General features: G+C 77.2%; 20 protein-coding genes and 2 pseudogenes. 20 read left to right on the top strand and 2 right to left on the bottom strand.

Going from position 1 to position 22,448, the window contains the following annotated elements:
- Positions 1-21: 21 nt before the first annotated feature.
- From LUW75_RS22330 to LUW75_RS22290, 10 genes and pseudogenes are all read left to right on the top strand, one after another.
- The gene (locus LUW75_RS22330; protein ID WP_250337199.1) at positions 22-750 is read left to right on the top strand and encodes a type 1 glutamine amidotransferase; all 729 of its coding nucleotides are present in this window, start codon (positions 22-24) and stop codon (positions 748-750) included.
- A gap of 284 nt (positions 751-1,034) precedes the next feature.
- A complete protein-coding gene (locus LUW75_RS22325) occupies positions 1,035-1,985 on the top strand; it encodes a cytochrome c oxidase assembly protein (protein WP_250337198.1) in 951 nt (316 codons plus the stop codon).
- Positions 1,986-2,058: 73 nt separating this feature from the next.
- Entirely contained in the window at positions 2,059-2,217 is a 159-nt protein-coding gene (locus LUW75_RS22320; protein ID WP_250337197.1) for a hypothetical protein, read from the top strand.
- A 208-nt stretch (positions 2,218-2,425) separates the two neighbouring features.
- Entirely contained in the window at positions 2,426-3,382 is a 957-nt protein-coding gene (locus LUW75_RS22315; RefSeq protein ID WP_250337196.1) for a thiopeptide-type bacteriocin biosynthesis protein, read from the top strand.
- Position 3,383: 1 nt separating this feature from the next.
- On the top strand, positions 3,384-5,942 hold the full coding sequence (locus LUW75_RS22310) for a lantibiotic dehydratase (RefSeq protein WP_250337195.1): 2,559 nt from the start codon (positions 3,384-3,386) through the stop codon (positions 5,940-5,942).
- A gap of 37 nt (positions 5,943-5,979) precedes the next feature.
- A complete protein-coding gene (locus LUW75_RS22305; protein WP_250337194.1) occupies positions 5,980-6,135 on the top strand; it encodes a hypothetical protein in 156 nt (51 codons plus the stop codon).
- Between the two features lie 80 nt (positions 6,136-6,215).
- On the top strand, positions 6,216-7,430 hold the full coding sequence (locus tag LUW75_RS22300; protein WP_250337193.1) for a lanthionine synthetase LanC family protein: 1,215 nt from the start codon (positions 6,216-6,218) through the stop codon (positions 7,428-7,430).
- A gap of 78 nt (positions 7,431-7,508) precedes the next feature.
- A pseudogene (locus LUW75_RS24775) lies at positions 7,509-7,727 on the top strand (hypothetical protein); the annotation flags it as partial.
- An 89-nt stretch (positions 7,728-7,816) separates the two neighbouring features.
- Positions 7,817-10,135, top strand: a complete 2,319-nt coding sequence (locus LUW75_RS22295) for a SpoIIE family protein phosphatase (RefSeq protein ID WP_349816450.1) — start codon at positions 7,817-7,819, stop codon at positions 10,133-10,135.
- A 264-nt stretch (positions 10,136-10,399) separates the two neighbouring features.
- Positions 10,400-11,119 carry a lysophospholipid acyltransferase family protein gene (locus tag LUW75_RS22290; protein ID WP_250337192.1) on the top strand — a complete coding sequence of 240 codons (720 nt, stop codon included), beginning with the start codon at positions 10,400-10,402 and terminating at the stop codon, positions 11,117-11,119.
- 135 nt (positions 11,120-11,254) lie between these two features.
- Here the strand turns inward: LUW75_RS22290 and LUW75_RS22285 are convergent, their stop codons facing one another.
- Positions 11,255-11,530, bottom strand: coding sequence for a type II toxin-antitoxin system Phd/YefM family antitoxin (locus LUW75_RS22285; RefSeq protein ID WP_250337191.1), 276 nt, complete (start codon positions 11,528-11,530; stop codon positions 11,255-11,257).
- A gap of 43 nt (positions 11,531-11,573) precedes the next feature.
- On the opposite strand from LUW75_RS22285, the gene LUW75_RS22280 reads away from it, so the two are divergent.
- The 3 genes from LUW75_RS22280 to LUW75_RS22270 all read left to right on the top strand — a co-directional run bounded on the left by LUW75_RS22280 (position 11,574) and on the right by LUW75_RS22270 (position 13,560).
- Positions 11,574-12,194, top strand: a complete 621-nt coding sequence (locus LUW75_RS22280) for an ATP-dependent Clp protease proteolytic subunit (protein ID WP_462933772.1) — start codon at positions 11,574-11,576, stop codon at positions 12,192-12,194.
- Positions 12,195-12,196: 2 nt separating this feature from the next.
- Complete coding sequence (locus LUW75_RS22275; RefSeq protein WP_250337190.1) at positions 12,197-12,505, top strand: hypothetical protein; 309 nt, start codon at positions 12,197-12,199, stop codon at positions 12,503-12,505.
- A 503-nt stretch (positions 12,506-13,008) separates the two neighbouring features.
- Positions 13,009-13,560: a C40 family peptidase gene (locus LUW75_RS22270; protein ID WP_250337189.1), complete on the top strand. Its 552-nt coding sequence runs from the start codon at positions 13,009-13,011 to the stop codon at positions 13,558-13,560.
- Positions 13,561-13,771: 211 nt separating this feature from the next.
- Here the strand turns inward: LUW75_RS22270 and LUW75_RS22265 are convergent.
- A pseudogene (locus LUW75_RS22265) lies at positions 13,772-14,943 on the bottom strand (8-amino-7-oxononanoate synthase).
- Positions 14,944-15,085: 142 nt separating this feature from the next.
- On the opposite strand from LUW75_RS22265, the gene bioB reads away from it, so the two are divergent.
- From bioB to LUW75_RS22230, 7 genes are all read left to right on the top strand, one after another.
- Positions 15,086-16,270, top strand: a complete 1,185-nt coding sequence (gene bioB / locus LUW75_RS22260; RefSeq protein WP_250337188.1) for a biotin synthase BioB — start codon at positions 15,086-15,088, stop codon at positions 16,268-16,270.
- A complete protein-coding gene (locus LUW75_RS22255; protein WP_250337187.1) occupies positions 16,263-17,558 on the top strand; it encodes an adenosylmethionine--8-amino-7-oxononanoate transaminase in 1,296 nt (431 codons plus the stop codon). Before bioB ends, LUW75_RS22255 begins: the two co-directional genes overlap by 8 nt.
- A gap of 1 nt (position 17,559) precedes the next feature.
- The gene (bioD, locus tag LUW75_RS22250) at positions 17,560-18,279 is read left to right on the top strand and encodes a dethiobiotin synthase (RefSeq protein ID WP_250337186.1); all 720 of its coding nucleotides are present in this window, start codon (positions 17,560-17,562) and stop codon (positions 18,277-18,279) included.
- Positions 18,280-18,341: 62 nt separating this feature from the next.
- Positions 18,342-18,686: a VOC family protein gene (locus tag LUW75_RS22245; protein ID WP_250337185.1), complete on the top strand. Its 345-nt coding sequence runs from the start codon at positions 18,342-18,344 to the stop codon at positions 18,684-18,686.
- Between the two features lie 82 nt (positions 18,687-18,768).
- Positions 18,769-19,449, top strand: coding sequence for a class I SAM-dependent methyltransferase (locus LUW75_RS22240; protein WP_250337184.1), 681 nt, complete (start codon positions 18,769-18,771; stop codon positions 19,447-19,449).
- Positions 19,450-20,050: 601 nt separating this feature from the next.
- Positions 20,051-21,421 carry a hemolysin family protein gene (locus LUW75_RS22235; RefSeq protein ID WP_250337183.1) on the top strand — a complete coding sequence of 457 codons (1,371 nt, stop codon included), beginning with the start codon at positions 20,051-20,053 and terminating at the stop codon, positions 21,419-21,421.
- On the top strand, positions 21,418-22,434 hold the full coding sequence (locus LUW75_RS22230; protein ID WP_250337182.1) for a hemolysin family protein: 1,017 nt from the start codon (positions 21,418-21,420) through the stop codon (positions 22,432-22,434). Before LUW75_RS22235 ends, LUW75_RS22230 begins: the two co-directional genes overlap by 4 nt.
- Positions 22,435-22,448: the final 14 nt, after the last annotated feature.

Here is a 22,448-nt window from a genome sequence, read left to right as displayed (position 1 = left end):
GAGCCCTAAGGACGAAAGAGCATGAGCGAGAGCAGTCTGCGCGTGGTGTGGGTCTACCCCGACCTGCTCAGCACCTACGGAGACCAGGGCAACGTCCTCGTCGTCGAGCGCCGCGCCCGCCAGCGCGGCCTGGGCGTGCAGCGCGTGGACGTGCGCAGCGACCAGCCGATCCCGACCTCCGGCGACATCTACCTCATCGGCGGCGGCGAGGACCGGCCGCAGCGGCTGGCCGCCGAGCGGCTGAGGCGGGACGGCGGCCTGAGCCGCGCCGCGGGGAACGGCGCGATCATCTTCTCGGTGTGCGCCGGGTACCAGATCCTCGGCCACGAGTTCGTCAACGACCTGGGCGAGCGGGAGCCCGGCCTCGGCCTGATCGACGTGGTCTCCACCCGCGGCGAGGGCGAGCGGTGCGTCGGCGACGTCCTCGCCGACATCGACCCGCGCCTCGGCCTGCCGCAGCTGACGGGTTTCGAGAACCACCAGGGCATCACGCACCTGGGCCCGACGGCCCGCCCGTTCGCCCGGACCGTCTTCGGGCGGGGCAACGGCACCGGGGACGGCACGGAGGGCGCGTACAACGACACCGTCTTCGGCACGTACATGCACGGCCCGGTCATGGCGCGCAACCCGCAGATCGCGGACCTGCTGCTGAAGCTGGCCCTCGACGTGAACGCGCTGCCGCCGACGGACGACCGGTGGTACGAGGCGCTGCGCGCCGAGCGGATCGCGGCGGCCAGCCAGCCGGCCTGAGTCCGGGCCCGCGGGCCGGCGGGACCGGGCCGGCGGGACCGGGCCCCGGGCGGCGGGGGAACGGACCCCGCCCCGTTCGCGGGGCCCGGGGTGCCCCGGGCCGGCGCGCGAGGCCCCGCCGGGGCCGGGTGCCCCGACGGTGCGCGGCCGCGGGCGCTTCCGGGGCGGACCGGGGCGCGGCGCCGCGCCGGCGGCCGAACCCTCCCCCGGCCGCCGGCGCGACCGGAGGCGGTCCTAGGCTGGTGCGGCAAGCGGACGACCCAGCACGAACCAGGAGCCGCCTGATGGACCACAGCGGTCACGGCATGACGATGGACCTGCCGCCGTTCACGCTGGAGCGGGGGCTGGCCTACTCGCCGGACGCGTTCTTCCTGGTGGGCTCCCTGCTCGCGCTGGCGCTGTACGGCTGGGGCGTCGTGCGGCTGCGTCGGCGCGGGGACGCCTGGCCGGTCGGCCGCACGGTGTTCTTCGCGCTGGGCGTGCTCTCCGTGGTGCTGGTGATGTGCACGGGGCTGAACGACTACGGCATGGTCATGTTCAGCGTGCACATGGTGCAGCACATGGTGATCAGCATGCTGTCGCCGATCCTGCTGCTGCTCGGCGCGCCGGTGACGTTGGCCCTGCGGGCGCTGCCCGTGGCGGGCCGGGGCGCCAGGGGGCCGCGCGAACTCCTGCTGGTGCTGCTGCACAGCCGGTACACGCGGGTGGTCACGCACCCGGCGTTCACCATCCCGATGTTCATCGCGAGCCTGTACGCGCTGTACTTCACCCCGCTCTTCGACCTCCTCATGGGCTCCACGGCGGGGCACATCGCGATGATGGTCCACTTCCTCGCGGTCGGCCTGGTCTTCTTCTGGCCGATCATGGGCGTCGACCCGGGGCCCCACCGGCCGGGTTACGTGATGCGGATGCTGGAGCTGTTCGCGGGCATGCCGTTCCACGCGTTCTTCGGGATCGCGCTGATGATGGCGTCGGAGCCGATGGTCGGGACGTACGCGAACCCGCCGGCGTCGCTCGGCGTCGACGCTCTGGCCGACCAGAACGCGGCCGGCGGCATCGCCTGGGCCTTCAGCGAGGTCCCGTCCGTGGTGGTGCTGGTCGCGCTGCTGTACCAGTGGTACCGCTCCGAGCAGCGGGTGGCGAGGCGCTCGGACCGGGCGGCGGACCGGGACGGCGACAAGGAGCTGGCGGCGTACAACGCCTACCTCGCCTCGCTCCAGGCGCGCGGCCGGTAGCGCGCGCCGCTGGCGCCGTCCCGGAGACGGGGCGACCATGGCAGGGCGGGGCCGCGGCCGGGAGGAGGGCGCGATGTCCGGAGCCACGAGGACCATGGGGATCCTGACGCTCGGTGCGCTGGTCCTGACGACGGCGTACACGGTGGCGCTGGGGAGCAACGGCTGGCTGTGGCTGGCGTGGATCGTGCTCGGCCTGGTGACGCTGGGGACGGCGGCCGCGGGGGACGGCTGAGGTCCGGCGGGAGGGCGGCCGCCGGGAGCGGGCGGCGCCCGCGCACGGAAGCGCACACACGCACGACACCGGTACGCCAGCGCACTTCCGCTGATCGTATGAGTAATTCCTCTCGCGCTTTCGACGGACTCCGCGGTGGACACAAAGGTGAGGAGCGGCCCGGAACCGACCGGGGGCCGCCCACCGGACCGTCCCGCGAGGAGGCCGCATGCTGCAGGTGGAACGTCTGCTCGCGGACTGCCTCCGCGACGCCCGCACCGATCCCCCCGGCCCCCTGCCCCCGCCGCCCGACGACGCCGCGTACGCGGCGGCCCGCCGCACCTTCCTCGCCGCCGGGCTGCGCGCCCTGCGCGAAGGGCGGCGGCCGGACGGCGGCTGGGTGCAGCTCAACGTCGCCCCCGGCGGGGCGGGTGCCTGGCCCGCCCTGTACCGGCGGCTCGCCGGCGCCGCCCGCGAGCTGACCGGGGCGGGGGCGGCCGACGACTTCTTCTTCGTCCACAAGCCGCCGGGGCTGCGCGTCCGCTTCCACGCGCCGGGTCCGGACGGCGCCGCCGCGCTGCGCGAGCGGCTCGTGCCGCTGTTCGGCGGGGCGCGTGACGGCTGGGCGCCGCCGGTGCCGGCCGTGTACGAACCGGAGACGTACCTCTTCGGCGGGGACCGGTCGATGGAGCACGTGCACCGGCTGCACACCGCGGACTCGCGGGCGTGGCTGGACCACCACACGGGGGTGCGCCCGCCGGCGGACTGGCGGGTGTCGCTGACACTGCTGCGCGCGGTCCTGGACGGGCTGGGCGTCGTCGGCTGGGAGCACCGCGGGGTGTGGCGGGCGGTACGGGAAGAGGCCGGCCGCCGGCTGGCGGGCGGGGAGCGCGGAGCGGAACGGGAGCGCGCCGCCGCGGGGATCCGGGCGTACTGGGAGCAGTCGGACCGGGCCCGGCTGGAGGCGCTGCCGACGGCGTGGCGGGCCCGGACGGCCGCGCACCGGGACGCGCTGCGCGCCGCCGCCGAGCAGTGGCGGACCGGCTACTTCGAGTCCGGGGAGGCCCGGATCGGGCCGCGCAGGGCCGCCGCGCACTGGGTGGTCTTCCACTGGAACCGGGGGCGCTTCTCCACGGCCCGGCAGGGGCTGCTCACCGAGGCGCTCGCCGACGACGGGAGGGCCTGAGATGACCGCCGAGACGATCGGCGCCCTCGCGCTGCTGCGCGTCGCGGGCATGCCGTGCACCGTGTGGACGGAGGCGGGCGCCCCCGCGCTCTTCGACCGGGTGGCCCGGCACGCCGGCGCCGCCGGGCGGCGGGCCGCCCGGGCACGGGCGCTGGCCGAACGGGTGGGCGCCGAGGTCGTGCCGGACGCCCGGCTCTCCGGAGCCGAGCGGGGCGCCGTGCTGGCGCTGCGGCGGCGCCTGCACGCCGGGGAGGTGCCCGGCCCGGAGGACCTCCGGCTCCTGGAGGCCGTACCGGCCGCCGCCGCGGAGGCCGGGGCGCTGCTCGCGGACGCGCGGCGCGCACGGGAGGAGGAGCGGCTGCTGGAGGAGGCGGTCGCGGCCGAGCGGGCGCGGGTGGCGGTCCGCGCCTGGGAGACGGCCCGCGGCGACGCGGTGCTGCGGGCGTTCCTGGCCGAGGCGGCGCCCGCGGTCGTCGAGGACGTGGAGCGCCGGCTGGCCCGGGGCGAGTCCTGGCTGGGCGGACGGCTGCGCAAGCGGACCGGGTACCTGTGGCGCGTCCTGGGCCGGATGGCCGCGAAGACCACGCCCCGGGGCTGGGCCGGCCACGTCGCCGCGGTCCCGGTCGGGGAGGCGGACGGCGCCGGTGCGCTGCTCGCGGGGAGGGGCGTGCTCGGCGGCGCGGCCCTCGGGGAGGTGGAGAACGTCCACCTCGTACGGGCCGGGAGCGGGCCGGTCGACCTGCTGGACGCGCCGCCGTCGACGCTGCTCGCGCCCGCGCCGCTGCACTTCACGGAGGGCGGCCCGGGCGGTGGCCCGTCGGTGCTGCGCTGCTGGGTGGTGGAGCCGCACGCGCCGGAGCGGCTGCGCCACGTCGTCCTGCGGCGCACCGGGGCGCTGGAGCGGGTCCTGGCGCTGCTCGCGGACGGGCCGGTGGCGCTCGGGGACGTGGAGGAGGCGCTGCTCGCCCCGGGGCCGGGCGGGCGGTCCGCGGACCCGGCGGTGCTGCGCGGGTTCCTCCGGCACCTGGCCGGCACGGGGGTGCTCCAGGTGTGCGCGGCGCCCCGGCGGCGGTACGGGGCGTGGTCGCCGCCGGGCGCGCCCCCGCCGCTTCCGGCGGCGGACGCCGGGGCGTGGTTCGCGGACGTGTACCGGCGGGCGGACGCGGTCGTGGGCGTGCGGGCCGCCGACCGCGTGCGCGACGGGGTGCGGGTGGCCACGCGGGTCGCCGCGCTGCGCGAGGCCGGGGCGGCCCGCCGGGCGCCCGAGGACTGGCCGGTCGGAGCGGAGCCCCGGCCGGTCGGCGAGGTCCTCGCCGAGCTGCTCGCCCCCGGCGGGGACGCCGTCCACGCCGTGCGCCGCGGGTACACGGGCTGGGCCGCGGCCGACGCGCCGGGCGGGGACCCCGGCTACGCCGCGCTGCTCGGTCATCTGGCGGCCCGTGCCGGCGAGGAGCGGGTCGACCTGGACGACGCGCTGCTGGACGCGCTCGGCGCGCCTCCCGCCGACGAGGCCCTGCCGCCCTGGCCGTTCGACTGCCTGCTGCGGCCCCTGGCCGGCGGCCCGGGGTCCCCGGTCGCCGTACTGGAGACGGCGTCCCCCGCGGGGATGCTGGACGCGCGGTTCGCGGACGGGATGCGGGCGCTGGACGGCGGGTACGGGGCCGCCGACGCGTACCGGGCGTTCCTGGCGGAGCTGGAGCGGCGCACCGGCGTGCGGTTCGTGGAGGTGCTGGTGCCGCCGCTCGCGGAGCGGGCGGCCAACGCCGTGCGGCGCCCGGTCGTCACGTCGTGGTGGACGGGCGACCCGGACCCGACCCCGTACTACGGCCCGGCCGGCGGCGGGGCGCGGTACCTGCCGCTGGACCGGATCACGGTGCGGACGCGGGAGGGGCGCCTGGTCGCCGAGGCGGACGGGAGGCGGATCGTGCCGGTCCACCACGCCACGCGCGGCCCCGTGCCCCCGTACGACCATCTGCTGCGGCTGCTGCTCGCGGCGGGCCTCCCGGTCACCCGGCGGGTGGTGCGGCTGGACGGTCTGGAGGCGGCGCTGCCCGGGCACGCCAGGCTGCCGCGGCTGACGGTGGCGGGCGGCACGCTCGTGGTGGCCCCGGCGACCTGGCGGCTGGACCCCGCCCGGTTGTGGGACCCGCGGGACACCGCCCTGGCGAAGGTGCGCGCGCTGGCGCTGCTGCGGCGCTCCGCCGGCCTCCCCCGCCACGTCTTCCTGCGCACCGCCCCGGGGGCGAAGCCCGTCCCGGCCGATCTGGACTCCGTGACCGCCGTCCCGCTGGTCGAGCGGCTCCGCGCCCGGCAGGCGGGCGGCGACCTGTTCGCCGAGGAGATGCTGCCCGGCCCGGACGGCCTGGTCCTGCGCGACCCGCTGCACGGCGGGGCGCCGGTCGCCGCCCAGGTCCTGCTGCGCCTTCCCCACCGCGCCCGTCCGGAGCACCTGGCCGCGCGGGCCGCGGCCGCGCTGCTGCCCTGCGGGGCGCCCCCAGGCGTTCCCGGCCCCGCCGTCCCCCGCGGACGGCGGACCGCCGGGGCGGTCAACACCCCGTGACGAGATCGGGGAAGCAACGACACGAAAGGTGGAACCCGTGCCCGACACCCTGGAGCTGTCCGACCTGGACGCCCTGATCGACGACCTCGACGAGCGCATCACCGAGACCGAACTGCCCGATGTCCAGGCCACGTCGGAGGTCTGCAGCCTGCTCTGCACGATCGTCGTCTGCGCCTCGGCCGTCTGCATGTAGCGGCCGGCCGTACGACAGGAGCCGCCCGGTGGACCGGGCGGCTCCGCCGCGCCCCAGGCCGCCGCGACCCGAGGAGCACCGTGCAGCACCGGCCCGATCCCCTCCCCCCGCACGATCCGTCCGGCGCGGTCGGCCTCGCCACCGGCTACCTGACCGCCTGGACCGCCGCGCCGGACGGCCCCGGCGCCGCCCGGTCCCCCTCCGATCCCGGCGTCCCCGTCCTCGCCCACACGCTGGCGAGCGTCGGCAGCGGGACGCCGGAGGCGGAGCGCGCGGCCGCCCGTGCCGTCGCGGTCTGGGCGCGCGGCGCCGGCCGGGGCCCCGGCCACCACGGGCTGTACGACGGGGGCCTGGCCGGCACCCTCGTCGGACTGCGCCTCGGCGCCGCCCTCCACCCCCGCCTCCACCCCGTCGCCGACCGGCTCCGCGACCGGCTGGCCGCCGCCGCGGCGACGCGCGGCGGCCGCCGCCGGGGGGTGCGGCTGGCCGACTACGACCTGGTCCTCGGCCCCGCGGGGACCCTCCTCGCGCACTGCGCCGGCGCCCGCCCCGAGCCGGGCCACCTCCTGCCCCACCGGGACCGGCTCGCCGCCCTGTGCGACGCGGACGACCTGTGGCGGCTGCGCGCCGACGGGTACGCGGACCACCCGCACCTGGCGTGGCTCCAGGGCCGCGTCAACACCGGCATGGGCCACGGCGCGGCCGGGGTCGCCGCCGCGCTCGCCGCCGCCGTACGGCACACCGGCCCCGGGGCCGGCGACGCGCTGCGCCGGGTCGCGGCGTGGCTGGAGGGGCAGGTGTACGAGGACGACCGGGGGCTGCGCACCTGGCCGGGCGCCGGCCTCGACGGGCGGGCGCCGCCGCGCGGCGCGGTTCCCCGGCAGGCGTGGTGCTACGGCGCGCCCGGTGTGGCGTGGGCGCTGTGGGACGCGGCGGACGCGCTGGGCGACACCGGTGCGGCGGACCGGGCGGCGGCGGTGTTCACACGGCTGGCCGACCGGTACGACGAGGGGTTCCACCTGTCCGGCGACGGTCCCGCCGACGTGCTGGGGCTGTGCCACGGTGCGGCGGGCGTGCTGGCGGTGGCCGACGCGTTCGCCCGGCACGCCCGGCACGCGGGCGCGGCCCGGCTGCGGGAGCGGCTCGCCTCGCTGCTGCGCCGGCGCCTGCCGCGGGCGGCGGCGTCCGGCTGGCCGGCGGAACTGCTGACGGGTGCGCCGGGGGCGCTGGCCGCCCTGCTCACGGCCGCGCACGGCGCGTCCCGGGCGTGGCTGCCCTGCCTGGGGCTCCGCTAGGGACGGCGCGGTCACCCGTCTGCCGCCGGGCCGGCCGGGCGGGCCGCGGGGCCGGGCCCGCTCGTGCAGACTGAGGTCATGGGCGACCTCGATGCCCCGGAGGCACCGGTACGGCGGTTCCCCCCGGCCCCGGAGAGCGCCGCGCGGGCCCGGCGGTTCGTGCGGGCCGCCCTGGACGGCGTCGCGCCGGACCTGGTGGACACCGCCGAGCTCCTGGTCAGCGAGCTGGTCACCAACGCGGTGCTGTGCGCGCGCACCGAGGTGGAGGTGTCGGCCGGGGTCGCCGGCGGCAGGGTCCGCGTACGGGTCGGGGACCGCCTGCCGTCGCGGGTGCCCGTGCCGCGGCACTGCCCCCGTACGCCGCCACGGGCCAGGGGCTGGCGCTCGTGGGGCTGCTGGCGTCCCGGTACGGCGTCCGGGCGGACGGGGACGCCAAGGCGGTGTGGTTCGAGCTGTGGTCCGAGGGGACGCCGCCGCCCTCCGCGTGGGAGCCGCCCGCGCCTCCCCCCGCTTCCGGGCGGACGGTGACGCTCGTCGACGTGCCGGACGCGCTGTACTCGGCCGCGCAGCACCACCGGCACGCCCTGCTGAGGGAGGCGGTGCTCGCCGCGGCCGGCGGGGAGGACCTGGGGATCCCGGCGGCGGACCTCGCCGCCGCCCAGGAGGTCAACGACGTGATCAGCGCGTGCGTCACGACCGCGCTGCGCGGCGGGCCCGCCGGGGGCGGGATGCGTTCCGCACCCCTGGGAGTGCCGCCCGACGCCGCGCCGGCGGTGGAGACGCTGAGCCGCGTGCTCGACGCCGCGGAGGAGGCGGCACGGGACGGGCGGCTGCTCACCCTGCCGTCGCTGCCGCGCAGCCGGGTCTTCCACACCTGGCTGTTCGGCCAGATCACCGGGCAGCTCGCCGGCGCGCCCCCCACCGCGTGGACGGTGGTGCCGCGCGAACCGGGCTCCGGCCCGGCTGAGGCGGTGCCGTGGGACGCCGGCCACGTCCAGACCCGCAGGGTCCCGACGATCGCCACCGACGAGCGGAACCGGATCATCGCGGTGAACGGCCCGGCCGCCGACCTCCTCGGCTGGCGCGCCGACGACCTCGTGGGCCGGCCGCTGACCACGCTCGTCCCGGAGCACCTGCGCGAGCGGCACATCGCGGCCTTCACCTCGCTGCTGCTCAGCGGCCGTCCGCGCATCCTGGGCCGGTCGGTGCCGCTCCCCGCGCTCCACCGGGACGGGCGGCTGGTGCCGGTGCGGCTGTTCATCCAGGGCCAGGAGGCCGCGGACGGCCGTACGGTGTTCATCGCCCAGCTCTCCCCCCGCGCCGCCGCGCCGTCCCCGTCGAAGCCTCGCTCCGGCGGCCGGTCCGCGAGGGTGCGCGAACGGGCCGCGCCGCTTCCCGAGGCCGCCTCCCGGCACGCCGCCGGGCAGCGCGGCGGGACGGTCATGTCGGCGCTGGAGCGGCTGTCGCTGCTGGCGGAGACCGGGGCCGTGCTGAGTGACGCCGTCGACCTGGACGAGGGCCTGCTGCGGGTCGGCCGGGTCCTGACCGGTCGGCTGGCCGACTGGTGCGCGGTGGACCTGTTCACCGAGGACGCGCGGGTGGAACGGGTGTGCGTGGTCCACCGCTCCCCCGGGGAACTGCGCATGGAGGAGTTCGAGGGGGTGCTGCCGCCGCTGTCGGAGGCCTCGCGGGGGCCGCTGGCCCGGGTGCTGGGCGGCGCGGGCCCGCTGCTGCTCGGCGCCCCTCCCCGGCCCGACCGGGCCCCGAGTCCGCTGGACGCCCACTACCGGGAGCTGTTCCACCGCCTGCGGGCGCGCAGCGCCGTCGTCGCCCCGCTGCGGGCCCGCCAGGAGATCATCGGCGCGCTCACCGTGGCCCGCACGGATGCGGGCGGGCCGTTCACGGAGGAGGACGCGCGGCTCGTCGGCGACCTGGTCCGCGCGCTCGCCCTGGGGGTGGACAACGCGCGCCTGTACCAGGAGACCCGGAACATCGCCGAGCGCCTGCAGCGCTCGCTGCTGCCCGTGCTCCCGCAGGCGGGGCACCTGGAGCTGGCGGCGCGCTACGCCGCCTCGTCCACCACCGCCCAGGTCGGCGGCGACTGGTACGACGGGTTCGTCCTGCCGAGCGGCGACACCGCGCTGGTCATCGGCGACGTGACGGGCCACGACCTGGACGCGGCGATCGCCATGAGCCAGCTGCGGAGCATGCTGCGCGGCATCGCCGTCGACCGCCAGGAGCCGCCCGAGACGGTCCTGCGCCGCCTGGACGCGGCCAACCACAGCCTGCACCGGGAGGCCACCGCCACCTGCGTCTACGGTCTCGTCAAGGGGCCGCGGGAAGGGCCGTGGCAGCTGGTGCACTCCTCCGCCGGGCATCCGCCGCCGCTGCTCACGACGGTGGAGGGCCGCACCCGGTTCCTCGAGGACGGCTCGGGCGTCCTGCTCGGCCTGGACCCCGACATGCCCCGCCCGCGCGCGACGGACGCGATCCCGGCCGGCGCGACGGTGCTGCTGTACACGGACGGGCTCGTCGAACGCCGCGGCGAGTCGCTGGACCGCGCCCTGGAGCGGTTGGGCCGGCGCACCGCCGCCCTGGCGCGCGAACCGCTCAACGTGTTCTGCGACGAGCTGATGATCGGCCTGGGGGCCGACAGCGAGGACGACATCGCCATCCTCGCGGCCCGTCCGGCCCCGCCGCCCTGACCCCCGCCCCCTCCTGACGGGGCGTCCGGCCCCGCGGCGGCGTCCGCTCGCGGGCGGGCGCCGGTTTCCTGGGAGGAGTGCCCGGCAGCGGGCATACGATCACCATGACCCGGCCCTCCCCGGGGGCCGGGGACCAGGACGGCGCGTACACGACCGGAGGTGACCGCGGGTGGCGACGGACGCACACGTCCCGGACCCCCTCCGCGCGCCCCGGGCCCGGTGGAAGCGCCCCCAGGCCGACCCGGCAGCGTAGGGAGCCAGCCCGTGTTCTACCACCTGCTCAAGTACGTGCTCCTCGGGCCGCTGCTGCGGCTGCTGTTCCGGCCGCGGATCGAGGGGCTGGAGCACGTCCCGGAGTCGGGCGCGGCCATCGTGGCGGGGAACCACCTGTCGTTCTCCGACCACTTCCTGATGCCGGCCGTGCTGAAGCGTCGCATCACGTTCCTGGCCAAGCAGGAGTACTTCACCGGGCCGGGCCTCAAGGGGCGGCTGACCGCCGCGTTCTTCCGCGGCGCGGGGCAGATCCCGGTGGACCGCTCCGGCCGCGAGGCCGGTCAGGCGGCCATCCGCGAGGGCCTGCGGGTGCTGTCGCGGGGCGAATTGCTCGGCATCTACCCCGAGGGCACCCGCTCGCACGACGGGCGGCTCTACAAGGGCAAGGTGGGGGTCGCGGTGATGGCGTTGAGGGCCGGTGTCCCGGTGGTGCCGTGCGCGATGGTGGGCACGTTCGAGCTCCAGACGCCCGGGAAGGTCCTGCCGCGGGTCGGGCGGGTCACGATCCGGTTCGGCGAGCCTCTGGACTTCTCCCGCTTCGCCGGCATGGAGGACGAGAAGGCCGTCGTGCGCGCCGTGACGGACGAGATCATGTACCGCATCCTCGCCCTGTCGGGGCAGGAGTACGTGGACGAGTACGCGGCCGACGTGAAGGCGGCGGCCCCGGGGACCGGCCCGCGGTGCGCCCTGCCGAGGCGGCTGCGCGGCTGAGCGGCGCCGGCGGGCCCCTCCGGTCGGGCCGGTCCCGGCGGCGGTTCGCCGCGGCGGCCCGCCCCTCCCGGACGGCCCGCCCCGCTCGAACCGCCGCCGGGACGGGGCCTTCGCACGCGTGCGGCGCGGCGCCGGTCAGCCGCCGTGGGGGCGGTGCTCGGCCGCGATGCCGAACCTGCGGTGTTCGCGCGGGGCGGACGGAGTGTCCCCCGGTTCCGGGACGGAGCCGATCGCGCGTCCCCCGGCCGCCTCCGCCGCGGATTCGAGTCGCTCCAGGTCGGCGGCGGAGACCAGCGCCGCCAGCGGCTTGCCGTGCCGGGTCACGACGACCCGCTCACCGCCGTAGACGACGCGGTTGATCAGATCGGCGAGTTCCGCCCGGGCTTGCGTCACCGGAATCTCGTAGGCCATGCTCCCATTCTAACCTTCTGTACGTCCTGTACATTTTTTACGGATGGAGGTCCCCATGGACCCGAGCGCCCGCCACGTCCTGCCCGAGTTCACCGAACGCACCGCCCGGGGCACCCGCACCCTCGACCCGTACTCCAGGCTCCTGGAAGGGCGGATCGTCCTCCTCGGCACCCCGCTCGACGCCACCGCCGCCAACGACGTGGTGGCCCGACTCGTCCACCTCGAGTACGCCGCGCCGGAACAGGACGTCTCCCTCTACATCAACTCGCCCGGCGGCCCGGTCGACGCGATGACCGCGGTCTACGACGCCATGCAGACCGTCACCTGCGCCGTGGCGACCACCTGCGTCGGCCGGGCGGCGTCCACCGCCGCGGTCCTGCTCGCCGCCGGCGCGCCCGGCAAGCGCGCCGTCCTGCCCGGCGCCCGGGTGCTGCTCCGGCAGCCCGAGATCGCCGACCCGCTGCACGGCCGCCCCTCCGACCTGGACGTCCACGCCCGTGAACTGGCGCGCCAGCACGGTCTGCTCACCGACCTGCTGGCCCGGCACACCGGGCGGGAGCGGGACCGGGTCGCCGCCGACCTCGACCGCGACCTGGTCCTCGACGCGGCCGGCGCACGGGAACGCGGCCTCGTGGACCACGTGGTCCGCACCCGGAGGGGCTGACCGTGCGGCCCGCGGAACCCCCGCCCCTGCCGGCCCTCACGCGCGCGGAGGGCGCCTACGTCGACGCGTACCTGGACGCCGTCGACCTGATGGGGCGTCTCAACCCGGCCCGCGCCACGCACACCTACGGCGCGCTGCGGGCGGCGCAGGCGCTCGCCGGCCGGACGGCCGCGCTGCGCGACGCCCTGACGCTGATGCACCGGCGCGGCGAGTACGAGGTCCACGCGGAGACCCTGGCGCGGGCGCTGCGCGCGCTGGACGGCGAGCGGCGCACCCGGCGGGTGACGGTGCCTCAGGAGCCGTCGGCCTGACGGTCCCGCAGACCCGGCCGGGGGACACCGGCTGGACCGTTCGGCTGAGAGGAAGGGACGAACTTCGCACGGGCCGAGTTGCGGGCCCCGTGCGGGTCCCGGGCGGTCCGCGGCCGTGACGCCGCAGGTAAGGGACGCGCCGGGACGGCGCCGGCCGACCGGGAAACACCGCCGTCCACCCGTCCGGCCCAATCGTGACGAGGCTCACAGCGCCCCGTCGGAACCCCGGATCCGGGGGTCGGACGGGAAAGATCCGTCTCGACGACAAGCCCCCGCCACCCCGGCGGGGCGGTCCGGGCGGACGCCGAGTCCTGCCGCCGTCCGGACGACTGGTCGACACCTGTGGATCGGCAGGAGTGGAGGACCCGAGCAGTACGGGGCGGCCACCGCACGCGTGCGGACCGGCCCCCCCTCGGGGTGAAGCCGCGTCAGCGGCCGGGCATCTTCGTCCTGTCCGAACCCGACAGGCAATCCTTCACAGGCGGGTTGACGAAGGGTACTGCATGCCCGCGACGCAGGATCAGGTCCCGGTACCGCACTCCCGCACCGCCCCGCACCTCCCGCCCGGGGACGCCTCCCCGGGCTCCTCCCCCGCCCATCCGCTGCCGACCCGGCTCGCCGGGATCGTGTCCGCCCTCACCCTGGCCGCCGTCGGCGGCTCCGTCGTCGCCCCCGGCGCGGCCCCGCCGGCGCACGCCGCGCCGGCCGCCGCCGGCAAGGCGCTGAAGGTCGCCGCCTCGAAGAAGGGCGCCCCGTACCAGTGGGGGGCCGCCGGCCCGCACCGCTTCGACTGCTCGGGCCTGACGCTCTACTCGTACAAGCGGGCCGGGAAGAAGCTGCCGCGCACCGCGCAGGCGCAGTACAACACGACGCGCCGGGTGGCGAAGGCGGACCGGCGCAAGGGCGACCTGGTCTTCTTCCACGGCGGCGGCGGCGTGTACCACGTCGGGATCTACGCCGGGAGCGACAGGATCTGGCACTCCCCGAAGACCGGCTCGTGGGTGAAGCTCGAACGCATCTGGTCCCAGTCCGTCTCCTACGGCCGCGTGGGCTGACGGCGGGCGCGGCGCCGGGAGACGGCGGGCCGGGTCCCGACCGGCACGGGCCCGTGCGGGACGGGACGGGCGGGACGGGGCGCACGGTCCCGCCGACCGCGCCGGCGGGGGCCGGGGCCGCCGCGGCCTCCCCGGAGGGGGCCGGACGGGACGCGTGCCCGCCCGCCGCCCGCCGCCCGCCGCGGTGAACCCCGCGACGGGTGGGGCGGGTTCAGCCGGGCGGCGCGGTGCGCAGGATCGCGGCCACGGCCCGGTCGGTCCGCTCCCCGTCGAGGTCCGCGCGCGCGGTGAGCCGGAGCCGCGACACCCCGTCCGGCACGGACGGCGGCCGGAAGCAGCCGACCGCCACCCCTCGGCGCGGCAGTCCGCCGCCCAGCGCAGGGCGCGCTCCGGCGAGGGCGCCCGCACCGACACCACCGCCGCGTCCGGCCGGGCCGCGGTGAGCCCCGCGGCGGTCAGCTCCGCGTGCAGGGTGGCCGCCACCGCACGGGCGCGTCCGGCCAGACCCGGTTCGCGGCGCAGCAGGCGCAGGGCGGCCAGGGCGGCGCCCACCGCGGCCGGCGCGAGACCCGTGTCGAAGATGAAGGTCCGGGCGGCGTTCACCAGGTGCTCGACGACCCGGGCCGGGCCGAGGACGACGCCGCCCTGGCTGCCCAGGGACTTGGAGAGCGTCGCCGTGGCGACCACGTCGGGCGCACCGGCGAGGCCCGCCGCGGCCGGGGCGCCGCGACCGCCCTCGCCCAGCACGCCCAGGCCGTGCGCGTCGTCGACGACGAGGGCGGCGCCGTGCTCCCGGCAGGCGTCGGCGAGGGCGCCGAGCGGGGCGGCGTCGCCGTCGACGGAGAACACCGAGTCGCTGACGACGAGGGCGCGCCGCCCGGGGTGGGCGCCGAGGGTCTTGCGCACGGCTCCCGGGTCGGCGTGCGGGACGACGGCGGTCTCGGCGCGGGAGAGCCGGCAACCGTCCACGATCGACGCGTGGTTGTCGGCGTCGGACACCACGAGGGAGCCGGGGGCGCCGAGCGCGGTGAGCACGGCGAGGTTGGCGGCGTACCCGGACGAGAAGACGAGCGCCGCCTCGAAGCCGCAGAACGCGGCGAGTTCCCGCTCCAGCTCCGCGTGGAGCTCGGTGGAGCCGGTGACGAGCCGCGAACCGGTGGAGCCGGCGCCCCACCGGCGGGCGGCGTCGGCGGCGGCGGCGGTGACCTCCGGGTGGCGGGTGAGACCGAGGTAGTCGTTGCCCGCCAGGTCCAGCAGGCCCGCGTCGGCGGGGCGGGGGCGCAGGGTGCGGACGAGCCCGGCGGCGGCCCGGCGGCGCGCCTCGGCGTCGATCCAGTCGAACGGGGCCCCGGGCGCGGCGGCGCCGGGCACGTCCTTGGGCATGTCTGGTCCCCTTTGTAGGCAGCGCACAGACCCTAACGAAGAAGAGCCGTGGTCAGAGTGTGGCCATCCCCACACCCCCGGCCGGCCGTGTTGTCGGGTTCCTCCTTGGCCACGGGACGCGCCGTACGTCAGGATCAGCGCCATGGACCTGTTGAACACGCTGGTGGACAAGGGGCTGCGGCGTGAGTCGCCGACCCGCGAAGAGGCGCTCGCCGTCCTGGCGACCTCCGACGACGAACTGCTGGACGTGGTGGCCGCGGCGGGGAGGGTGCGGCGCCACTGGTTCGGGCGGCGGGTGAAGCTCAACTACCTGGTCAACCTGAAGTCGGGGCTGTGCCCGGAGGACTGCTCGTACTGCTCCCAGCGGCTGGGCTCGAAGGCCGACATCCTCAAGTACACCTGGCTGAAGCCGGAGGAGGCGTCGAAGGCCGCCGCCGCGGGCATCGCGGGCGGTGCGAAGCGGGTCTGCCTCGTCGCCAGCGGCCGGGGTCCGACCGACCGGGACGTGGACCGGGTCTCGAAGACGATCGAGGCGATCAAGGAGGACAACGAGGGCGTCGAGGTGTGCGCGTGCCTCGGGCTCCTCTCCGACGGGCAGGCCGAGCGGCTGCGTTCGGCGGGCGCCGACGCGTACAACCACAACCTCAACACGTCCGAGTCGACGTACGGGGAGATCACGACCACCCACACCTACGCGGACCGCGTCGACACCGTGCGCAAGGCGCACGGGGCGGGCCTGTCGGCGTGCTCGGGGCTGATCGCCGGCATGGGCGAGAGCGACGAGGACCTGGTCGACGTGGTGTTCTCGCTGCGCGAGCTGGACCCGGACTCGGTGCCGGTGAACTTCCTCATCCCGTTCGAGGGCACCCCGCTCGCCAAGGAGTGGAACCTCACCCCGCAGCGGGCGCTGCGCATCCTGGCCATGGTGCGGTTCGTCTGCCCCGACGTGGAGGTCCGGCTCGCGGGCGGCCGCGAGGTGCACCTGCGCACGCTCCAGCCGCTCGCGCTGCACCTGGCCAACTCCATCTTCCTGGGCGACTACCTGACCAGCGAGGGCCAGGCCGGCAGGGCCGACCTGGAGATGATCGCCGACGCGGGCTTCGAGGTGGAGGGCGCCGGTACGACGACGCTGCCGGAGCACCGGGTGGAGGCGGCCGCCGGGGACGGCTGCGGGACGGGCGGCGTGTGCGGCTCGGGCGGCGTGTGCGGTGCGCCGCCGGAGACCGGGGCGGACGGGGAGGCGGACGCGACCGCTCCGGAGGGCCGGCCGGACCTGGTGGCGGTGCGCCGCCGGGGCGCGGGGACGGATCTCGCACCCAATGCCTGAGGCGCCGTACGGCCCGGCCGAGCTGCTCGCGCTGGACCGGGAGCACGTGTGGCACCCGTACGGGCCGATGCCCGGCGGGGCCGCCCCGCTCCTGGTGGAGTCCGCCTCCGGGGTGCGGCTGCGCCTCGCCGAGCCGGCCGAGGGGCGGACGGAGCTGGTCGACGGCATGTCGTCCTGGTGGGCGGCCGTGCACGGCTACGGCCACCCGGTGCTCGACGAGGCCGTGCGCGGCCAGTTGGAGCGGATGAGCCACGTCATGTTCGGCGGGCTCACCCACGAGCCGGCCGTCCGCCTGGCGGCCCGGCTGGTGGAGATCACCCCGGCCCCGCTGCGGCACGTGTTCCTCAGCGACTCGGGGTCGGTGTCGGTCGAGGTCGCCGTGAAGATGTGCCTCCAGTACTGGCGGTCCGGCGGCCGTCCGGCCAAGCGGCGGCTGCTGACCTGGCGGGGCGGCTACCACGGGGACACCTGGCAGCCGATGGCGGTGTGCGACCCCGAGGGCGGGATGCACGGGCTGTGGGCCGGGGTGCTGCCGCGGCAGGTCTTCGCCCCGGCGCCCCCGGCCGCCTACGAGGAGGAGTACGCCCGCACCCTGCGCGGGCTGGTCGCCCGGCACGCGGACGAGCTGGCCGCCGTGATCGTCGAGCCGGTGGTGCAGGGCGCGGGCGGGATGCGCTTCCACTCCCCCGCCTACCTGCGGGTGCTGCGGGAGGCCTGCGACGAGCACGGCGTGCTGCTGGTGTTCGACGAGATCGCGACGGGCTTCGGCCGGACGGGCGAGCTGTTCGCGGCGGACCACGCGGGGGTGGCGCCCGACGTGATGTGCTTGGGCAAGGCGCTGACCGGCGGCTACCTGTCGATGGCGGCGACGTTGTGCACGACGCGGGTCGCGGAGGGCATCTCGCGCGGCGAGGTGCCGGTGCTGGCCCACGGGCCGACGTTCATGGGCAACCCGCTGGCCTCCGCGGTGGCGTGCGCCTCGATCGACCTGCTGCTGTCGCAGGACTGGGCGCGGGAGGTGAAGCGGATCGAGGCCGGGCTGCGCGAGGGGCTGGAGCCGGCGCGCGCGCTGCCGGGGGTGAAGGACGTGCGGGTGCTCGGCGCGATCGGCGTGGTTCAGCTGGACCACCCGGTCGACATGGCGGCGGCCACGGCCGCGGCGGTGCGCGAGGGCGTGTGGCTGCGGCCGTTCCGGGACCTGGTGTACGTGATGCCGCCGTACGTCGCGGACGACGGGGACGTGGCGCGGATCTGCCGTGCGGTGTGCGCGGCCGCGAAGGAGGGCTGACATGACCGTCGTGGTGGTGAGCGGCACCGGTACGGAAGTCGGCAAGACGGTCGTCACGGCCGCCGTCGCGGCGGCCGCGCGGGCCGCGGGCCGCGCGGTGGCCGTGCTGAAGCCCGCGCAGACGGGTGTCGGGCCCGGCGAGCGGGGCGACGTGGACGAGGTCCTGCGGCTCGCCGGGCCCGGGGTGACCGGGTGCGAGCTGGCCCGGTTCCCCGAGCCCCTGGCCCCGGAGACGGCCGCCCGGCGGGCCGGGACGGAGCCGGTGGGGCCGGAGGCCGTGGCGGAGGCGGCGGAGCGGCTGGCCGCCGGGCACGACCTGGTGCTGGTCGAGGGCGCGGGCGGCCTGCTGGTCCGGTACGACGCGCGGGGCGGCACGCTCGCGGACGCGGCGCGGCTGCTGGACGCGCCGGTGCTGGTGGTCGCCGCGGCGGGGCTCGGCACGCTCAACCTGGCGGCGCTGACCGGCGAGGCGCTGCGCGCCCGCGGGCTGACGCAGCTGGGCCTGGTCGTGGGGAGCTGGCCGCAGGCGCCGGGAACGGCCGAGCGGTGCAACCTGACGGACCTGCCGGCCTCGGCGGGCGCCCCGCTGCTGGGCGCGGTCCCCGAGGGCGCCGGCGCGTTGTCCCCCGCGGCCTTCCGGGCGGCGGCGCCGGGCTGGCTGGCGCCGGAGCTGGGCGGGACGTGGGACGCCCGGGGGTTCACGCGGGCGGCGGGCGCCTGAACGGCGGGCGGTGGGCGCCCCGGTCCTGGGAACCGGGGGCCCCACCGCCTACGCTGGCGGATGTGCGAGCGACCGTCAGCGAGATCGTGTTCGACTGCGCGGACCCCGCCGCCCTGGCGCGGTTCTGGGCCGGGCTGCTGGGCGGCGAGCCGGTGGACCGGGGGCCGGACTGGTCGTACGTGGACCCGCCCGGCTTCGTGCGGGTGGCGTTCCAGCGGGTGCCGGAGGGCAAGGCCGTGAAGAACCGCCTGCACCTGGACCTGGAGGGCGGGGACGTGGAGACCGCCGCCGGGCGGGCGGCCGCCCTGGGTGCCGTGCGGGCCGGCGGGCTCGTGCGGGACGCGTACGGGGCGTTCCAGGTGATGCGCGACCCGGAGGGCAACGAGTTCTGCTTCGTGAGCGGCTGAGGGGCCGCGGGCGGAGCCGGGTGGGGTGCCCGCACCCGGCTCCGTCCCCGATCGGACGGACGGGCGCCGGAGGAGGTGCGGGATGGCGCGGCAGCGCGCGGGGACCGGCGCGGACGCCGTGGACCACCCCCTGTTCGCCCGCCTCTACGCCCGGGTGAGCGTGGTGGCCGACGCGCGGGGCGGGGTCGGGGAGCTGCGGAGGGAGCTGCTGGACGGGCTGTCCGGGCGGGTCGTCGAGGTGGGAGCGGGCAACGGCCTGAACTTCCCGCACTACCCGGCGGCCGTGTCCGAGGTCGTCGCGGTCGAGCCGGAGCGGGTGCTGCGGCGGCTCGCCGCGGAGGAGGGCCTGCGGGCGGCGACGCCGGTGGACGTGGTGCCGGGGACGGCGGAGGCGCTGCCTGTGGGGAGCGGGGAGTTCGACGGCGCCGTCGTGTCGCTGGTGCTGTGCAGCGTCCGGGACGTGCGCGGGTCGCTGGCGGAGCTGCTGCGGGTCCTCAAGCCGGGCGGCGAGCTGCGGTTCCTGGAGCACGGCCTGGCGCGGGGACGGGTGGCGGCGGCGGTGCAGCGGGGGATGGACGCCACCGTGTGGCCGCAGCTGTTCGGCGGCTGCCACACGGCGCGGGACCCGCTGGCCGAGATCGGGGCGGCCGGCTTCGAGGTCGTCACCCACCGGAGGCTGCGGCTTCCGGAGCGGGGGGTGCCGCTGCCCTCGTCGCCGACCGTCCTGGGCGTCGCGCGGCGGCCCCCCTCCGGTGCCGCCTGAGGCTCGGGCGCCCGCAGCCGCGCAGGTGGGCCGGGGAGAGCCGGGCCCGGCCGCCGCCCGTGACGAAGGCGTTGACCGGGGCCATCGGGTCGGCGGCCGTCGTCTTGGCGAACAGGACGCCGAGCGCGAGGGGCGGCAGGGCCCCGGCGAAGGCCGTGCCGAACACGGCGATCCGTTGCGGTCCGGTGCGGCGGCGGGTCGGTGCGCAGGTCATGGGCCCAGCCAATCGGCGCGGCGGGGCGCCGGGCATCCGCCGGGGTACTCAGGCCCCTCCGGGGCGTACTCGCCGCGAACGTGCGGGCCGCCCCGGCCATCCCGCGCCGCCCCGCAACGCACCCGTACCGCCGCGCACCCGTGCCCCGGGAGGGTCCGCCGGGTGCGGCGGGCTGCCCGGCCCCGCCTCCGGAGCGGGCCGCCCGGGGCGGGGCAGGGACCGGCCCCGCCGCCGTTTTGCTGGTCCTTTACCATGGGTGGGTCATTCCGACCGCATACGAAAGGTGCGTGAGCGTCCGCCCATGGGCGAGCCTCCCAGTAGCACGACCGGCCATCGACACCGCGCGATCACTCCGCCTCTGACCGACCATGGGACGGAGGTGAACCGATGACGGAAGTGCTGCTGCTCCTCGTGGCGCTGCTGCTCGCCCTCGCGTGCGGCGCGTTCGTCGCGGCCGAGTTCTCCCTGACCACGGTCGAGCGCGGCGTGCTGGAACGGGCGGTGGAACGCGGCGAGCGCGGCGCCGCCGGCGCCCTGAAGGCCGTGCGGTCGCTCACGTTCCAGCTGTCCGGCGCGCAGCTCGGCATCACGGTGACCAACCTGGTCGTCGGCATGCTCGCCGAACCCTCGGTCGCCCGGCTGATCAGCGGCCCGATCCGGGACCTCGGCGCGTCCCGGTCCGTCGCCTCGTCGCTGGCCCTGGTGATCGGCACGGCCCTGTCCACGGTGGTCCTGATGGTCGTCGGCGAGCTGGTGCCCAAGAACTGGGCCATCTCCTCGCCGCTCGCGGTGGCGAAGGTCGTGGCGACCCCGCAGCGGGTCTTCAGCGCCGCCTTCAAGCCGCTGATCAGCCACCTCAACAACACCGCCAACCACATGGTGCGCCGCCTGGGCATGGAGCCCGCCGAGGAGCTGGCGTCCGCGCGCGGTCCGCAGGAGCTGGTCGCGCTGGCGCGCCACTCCGCGAAGGAGGGGGCACTGGAACCGGACACCGCCGAGCTGTTCGTCCGCACGCTCAACCTGGCCGAACTCACCGCCGAGAACGTGATGACGCCGCGCGTCCAGGTCACCGCCCTGGAGGCGCAGGCCACCGCGGAGGACGTCGCCAACGCCACCCGGGCGACCGGCCTGTCCCGCTTCCCCGTCTACCGGGGCAGCCTGGACACGGTCATCGGCACCGCCCACGTCAAGGACGTCCTCGCCGTACCGGCCGACCGGCGCCACCGCACCCCGGTGGTCGAGCTGCTGCGCGAGCCGGTCCTGGTGCCGGAGAGCCTCACCGTGGACCGTCTGCTCGACCGGATGTACGGCAAGGCCACCATGGCCGTCGTCATCGACGAGTACGGCGGCACGGCCGGGATCGTGACGATGGAGGACATCGTCGAGGAGGTCGTCGGCGAGGTGCACGACGAGCACGACCCGCACGAGACGCCGGACCTGGCGCGGGCGGGCGAGGGCGCCGACGGGCGCGCCCTGTGGTCCGCCGACGGGGCCGCCCGCACCGACCAGCTGCGGTCGATCGGGCTGGACGTGCCGGAGGGCCCGTACGAGACGCTCGCCGGGCTCGTCGCGACGACGCTGGGCCGCATCCCCGAGACCGGGGACGCCGTGGAGGTGTCCGGCTGGCTGCTGGAGGTGACCGACGCCTCCGGGCACCGGGCGGCGCGCGTCACCCTGCACGCGCCCTCCCCGGAGGAGCCGGGGGGCGACGGCGCCCCGGAGGCTCCGGAGGTCCCGGGCGAGGGGGCCGGCCGATGACCGCCGTGCAGTTGCTGATCGGTTTCCTGACGCTGGTCCTCAACGCGTTCTTCGTCGGCGCGGAGTTCGCCTTCATCTCCGTCCGCCGCAGCCAGGTCGAGCCGCGGGCCGAGGCCGGCGACCGCAGGGCGCGCAGCGTCCTGTGGGGCCTGGAGCACGTCTCGGCGCTCCTCGCCGCCGCCCAGCTCGGCATCACGCTGGCCACCCTGGTCCTCGGCGTCGTCGCGGAGCCGGCCATCGCCCATCTGCTGGAGCCGCTGTTCGGAGCGGTCGGCGTGCCCCACGGCCTGGTCCACCCGGCCTCGTTCGTGATCGCCCTGACGGCGGCCACCTACCTGCACATGCTGCTGGGCGAGATGATCCCGAAGAACATCGCCCTGGCGGAGCCGGTCCGCACGGTGCTGCTGCTCGGCCCGCCGCTGGTGGCCCTGGCGCGGGCGCTGCGCCCGGTGATCTTCACGATCAACGCGTTCGCCAACGCGCTACTGAGGCTGCTGCGCGTGGAGGCGAGGAACGAGGTCGCGGCGACGTTCTCGGACCACGAGCTGGCCCGGATGGTCACCGACGCCGGCGACGCGGGCCTGCTCGACGACCGTGCCGCCGAGCGGCTGCACGACGCGCTGGAGCTGGGCCGGCGCCCGGTGCGGGACGTGGTCATGCCGCTGGAACGGGTCGTGTACGTGCAGGCCGGCACCACGCCGGACGAGGTGGAACGGCTCGCCGCGCGGTCCGGCTTCTCCCGCTTCCCCGTGGTGGACCCCTCCCGCCGCATCCTGGGCTACCTGCACGTCAAGGACGCGCTGGACTTCATACCGCGCGACCGGCCGTTCCCGGTGTCGGCGATGCGCCCGATCGCCCGGGTGCGGGCCGCGACCCCGCTGGACGACGTGCTGACGGCGATGCGCCGCAGCCGCACGCACCTGGCGGCCGTCCTCGACGACGACGGCCGGCTGGCCGGCCTGGTCACGATGGAGGACGTGCTGCGCGAGCTGGTGGGCGGCCCGGCCTCCTGACGTCCGCGGCCGCC

Source organism: Streptomyces sp. MRC013 (assembly GCF_023614235.1).
Taxonomy (GTDB): Bacteria; Actinomycetota; Actinomycetes; order Streptomycetales; family Streptomycetaceae; genus Streptomyces.
This window is presented reverse-complemented; position numbering and strand designations above follow the sequence as displayed.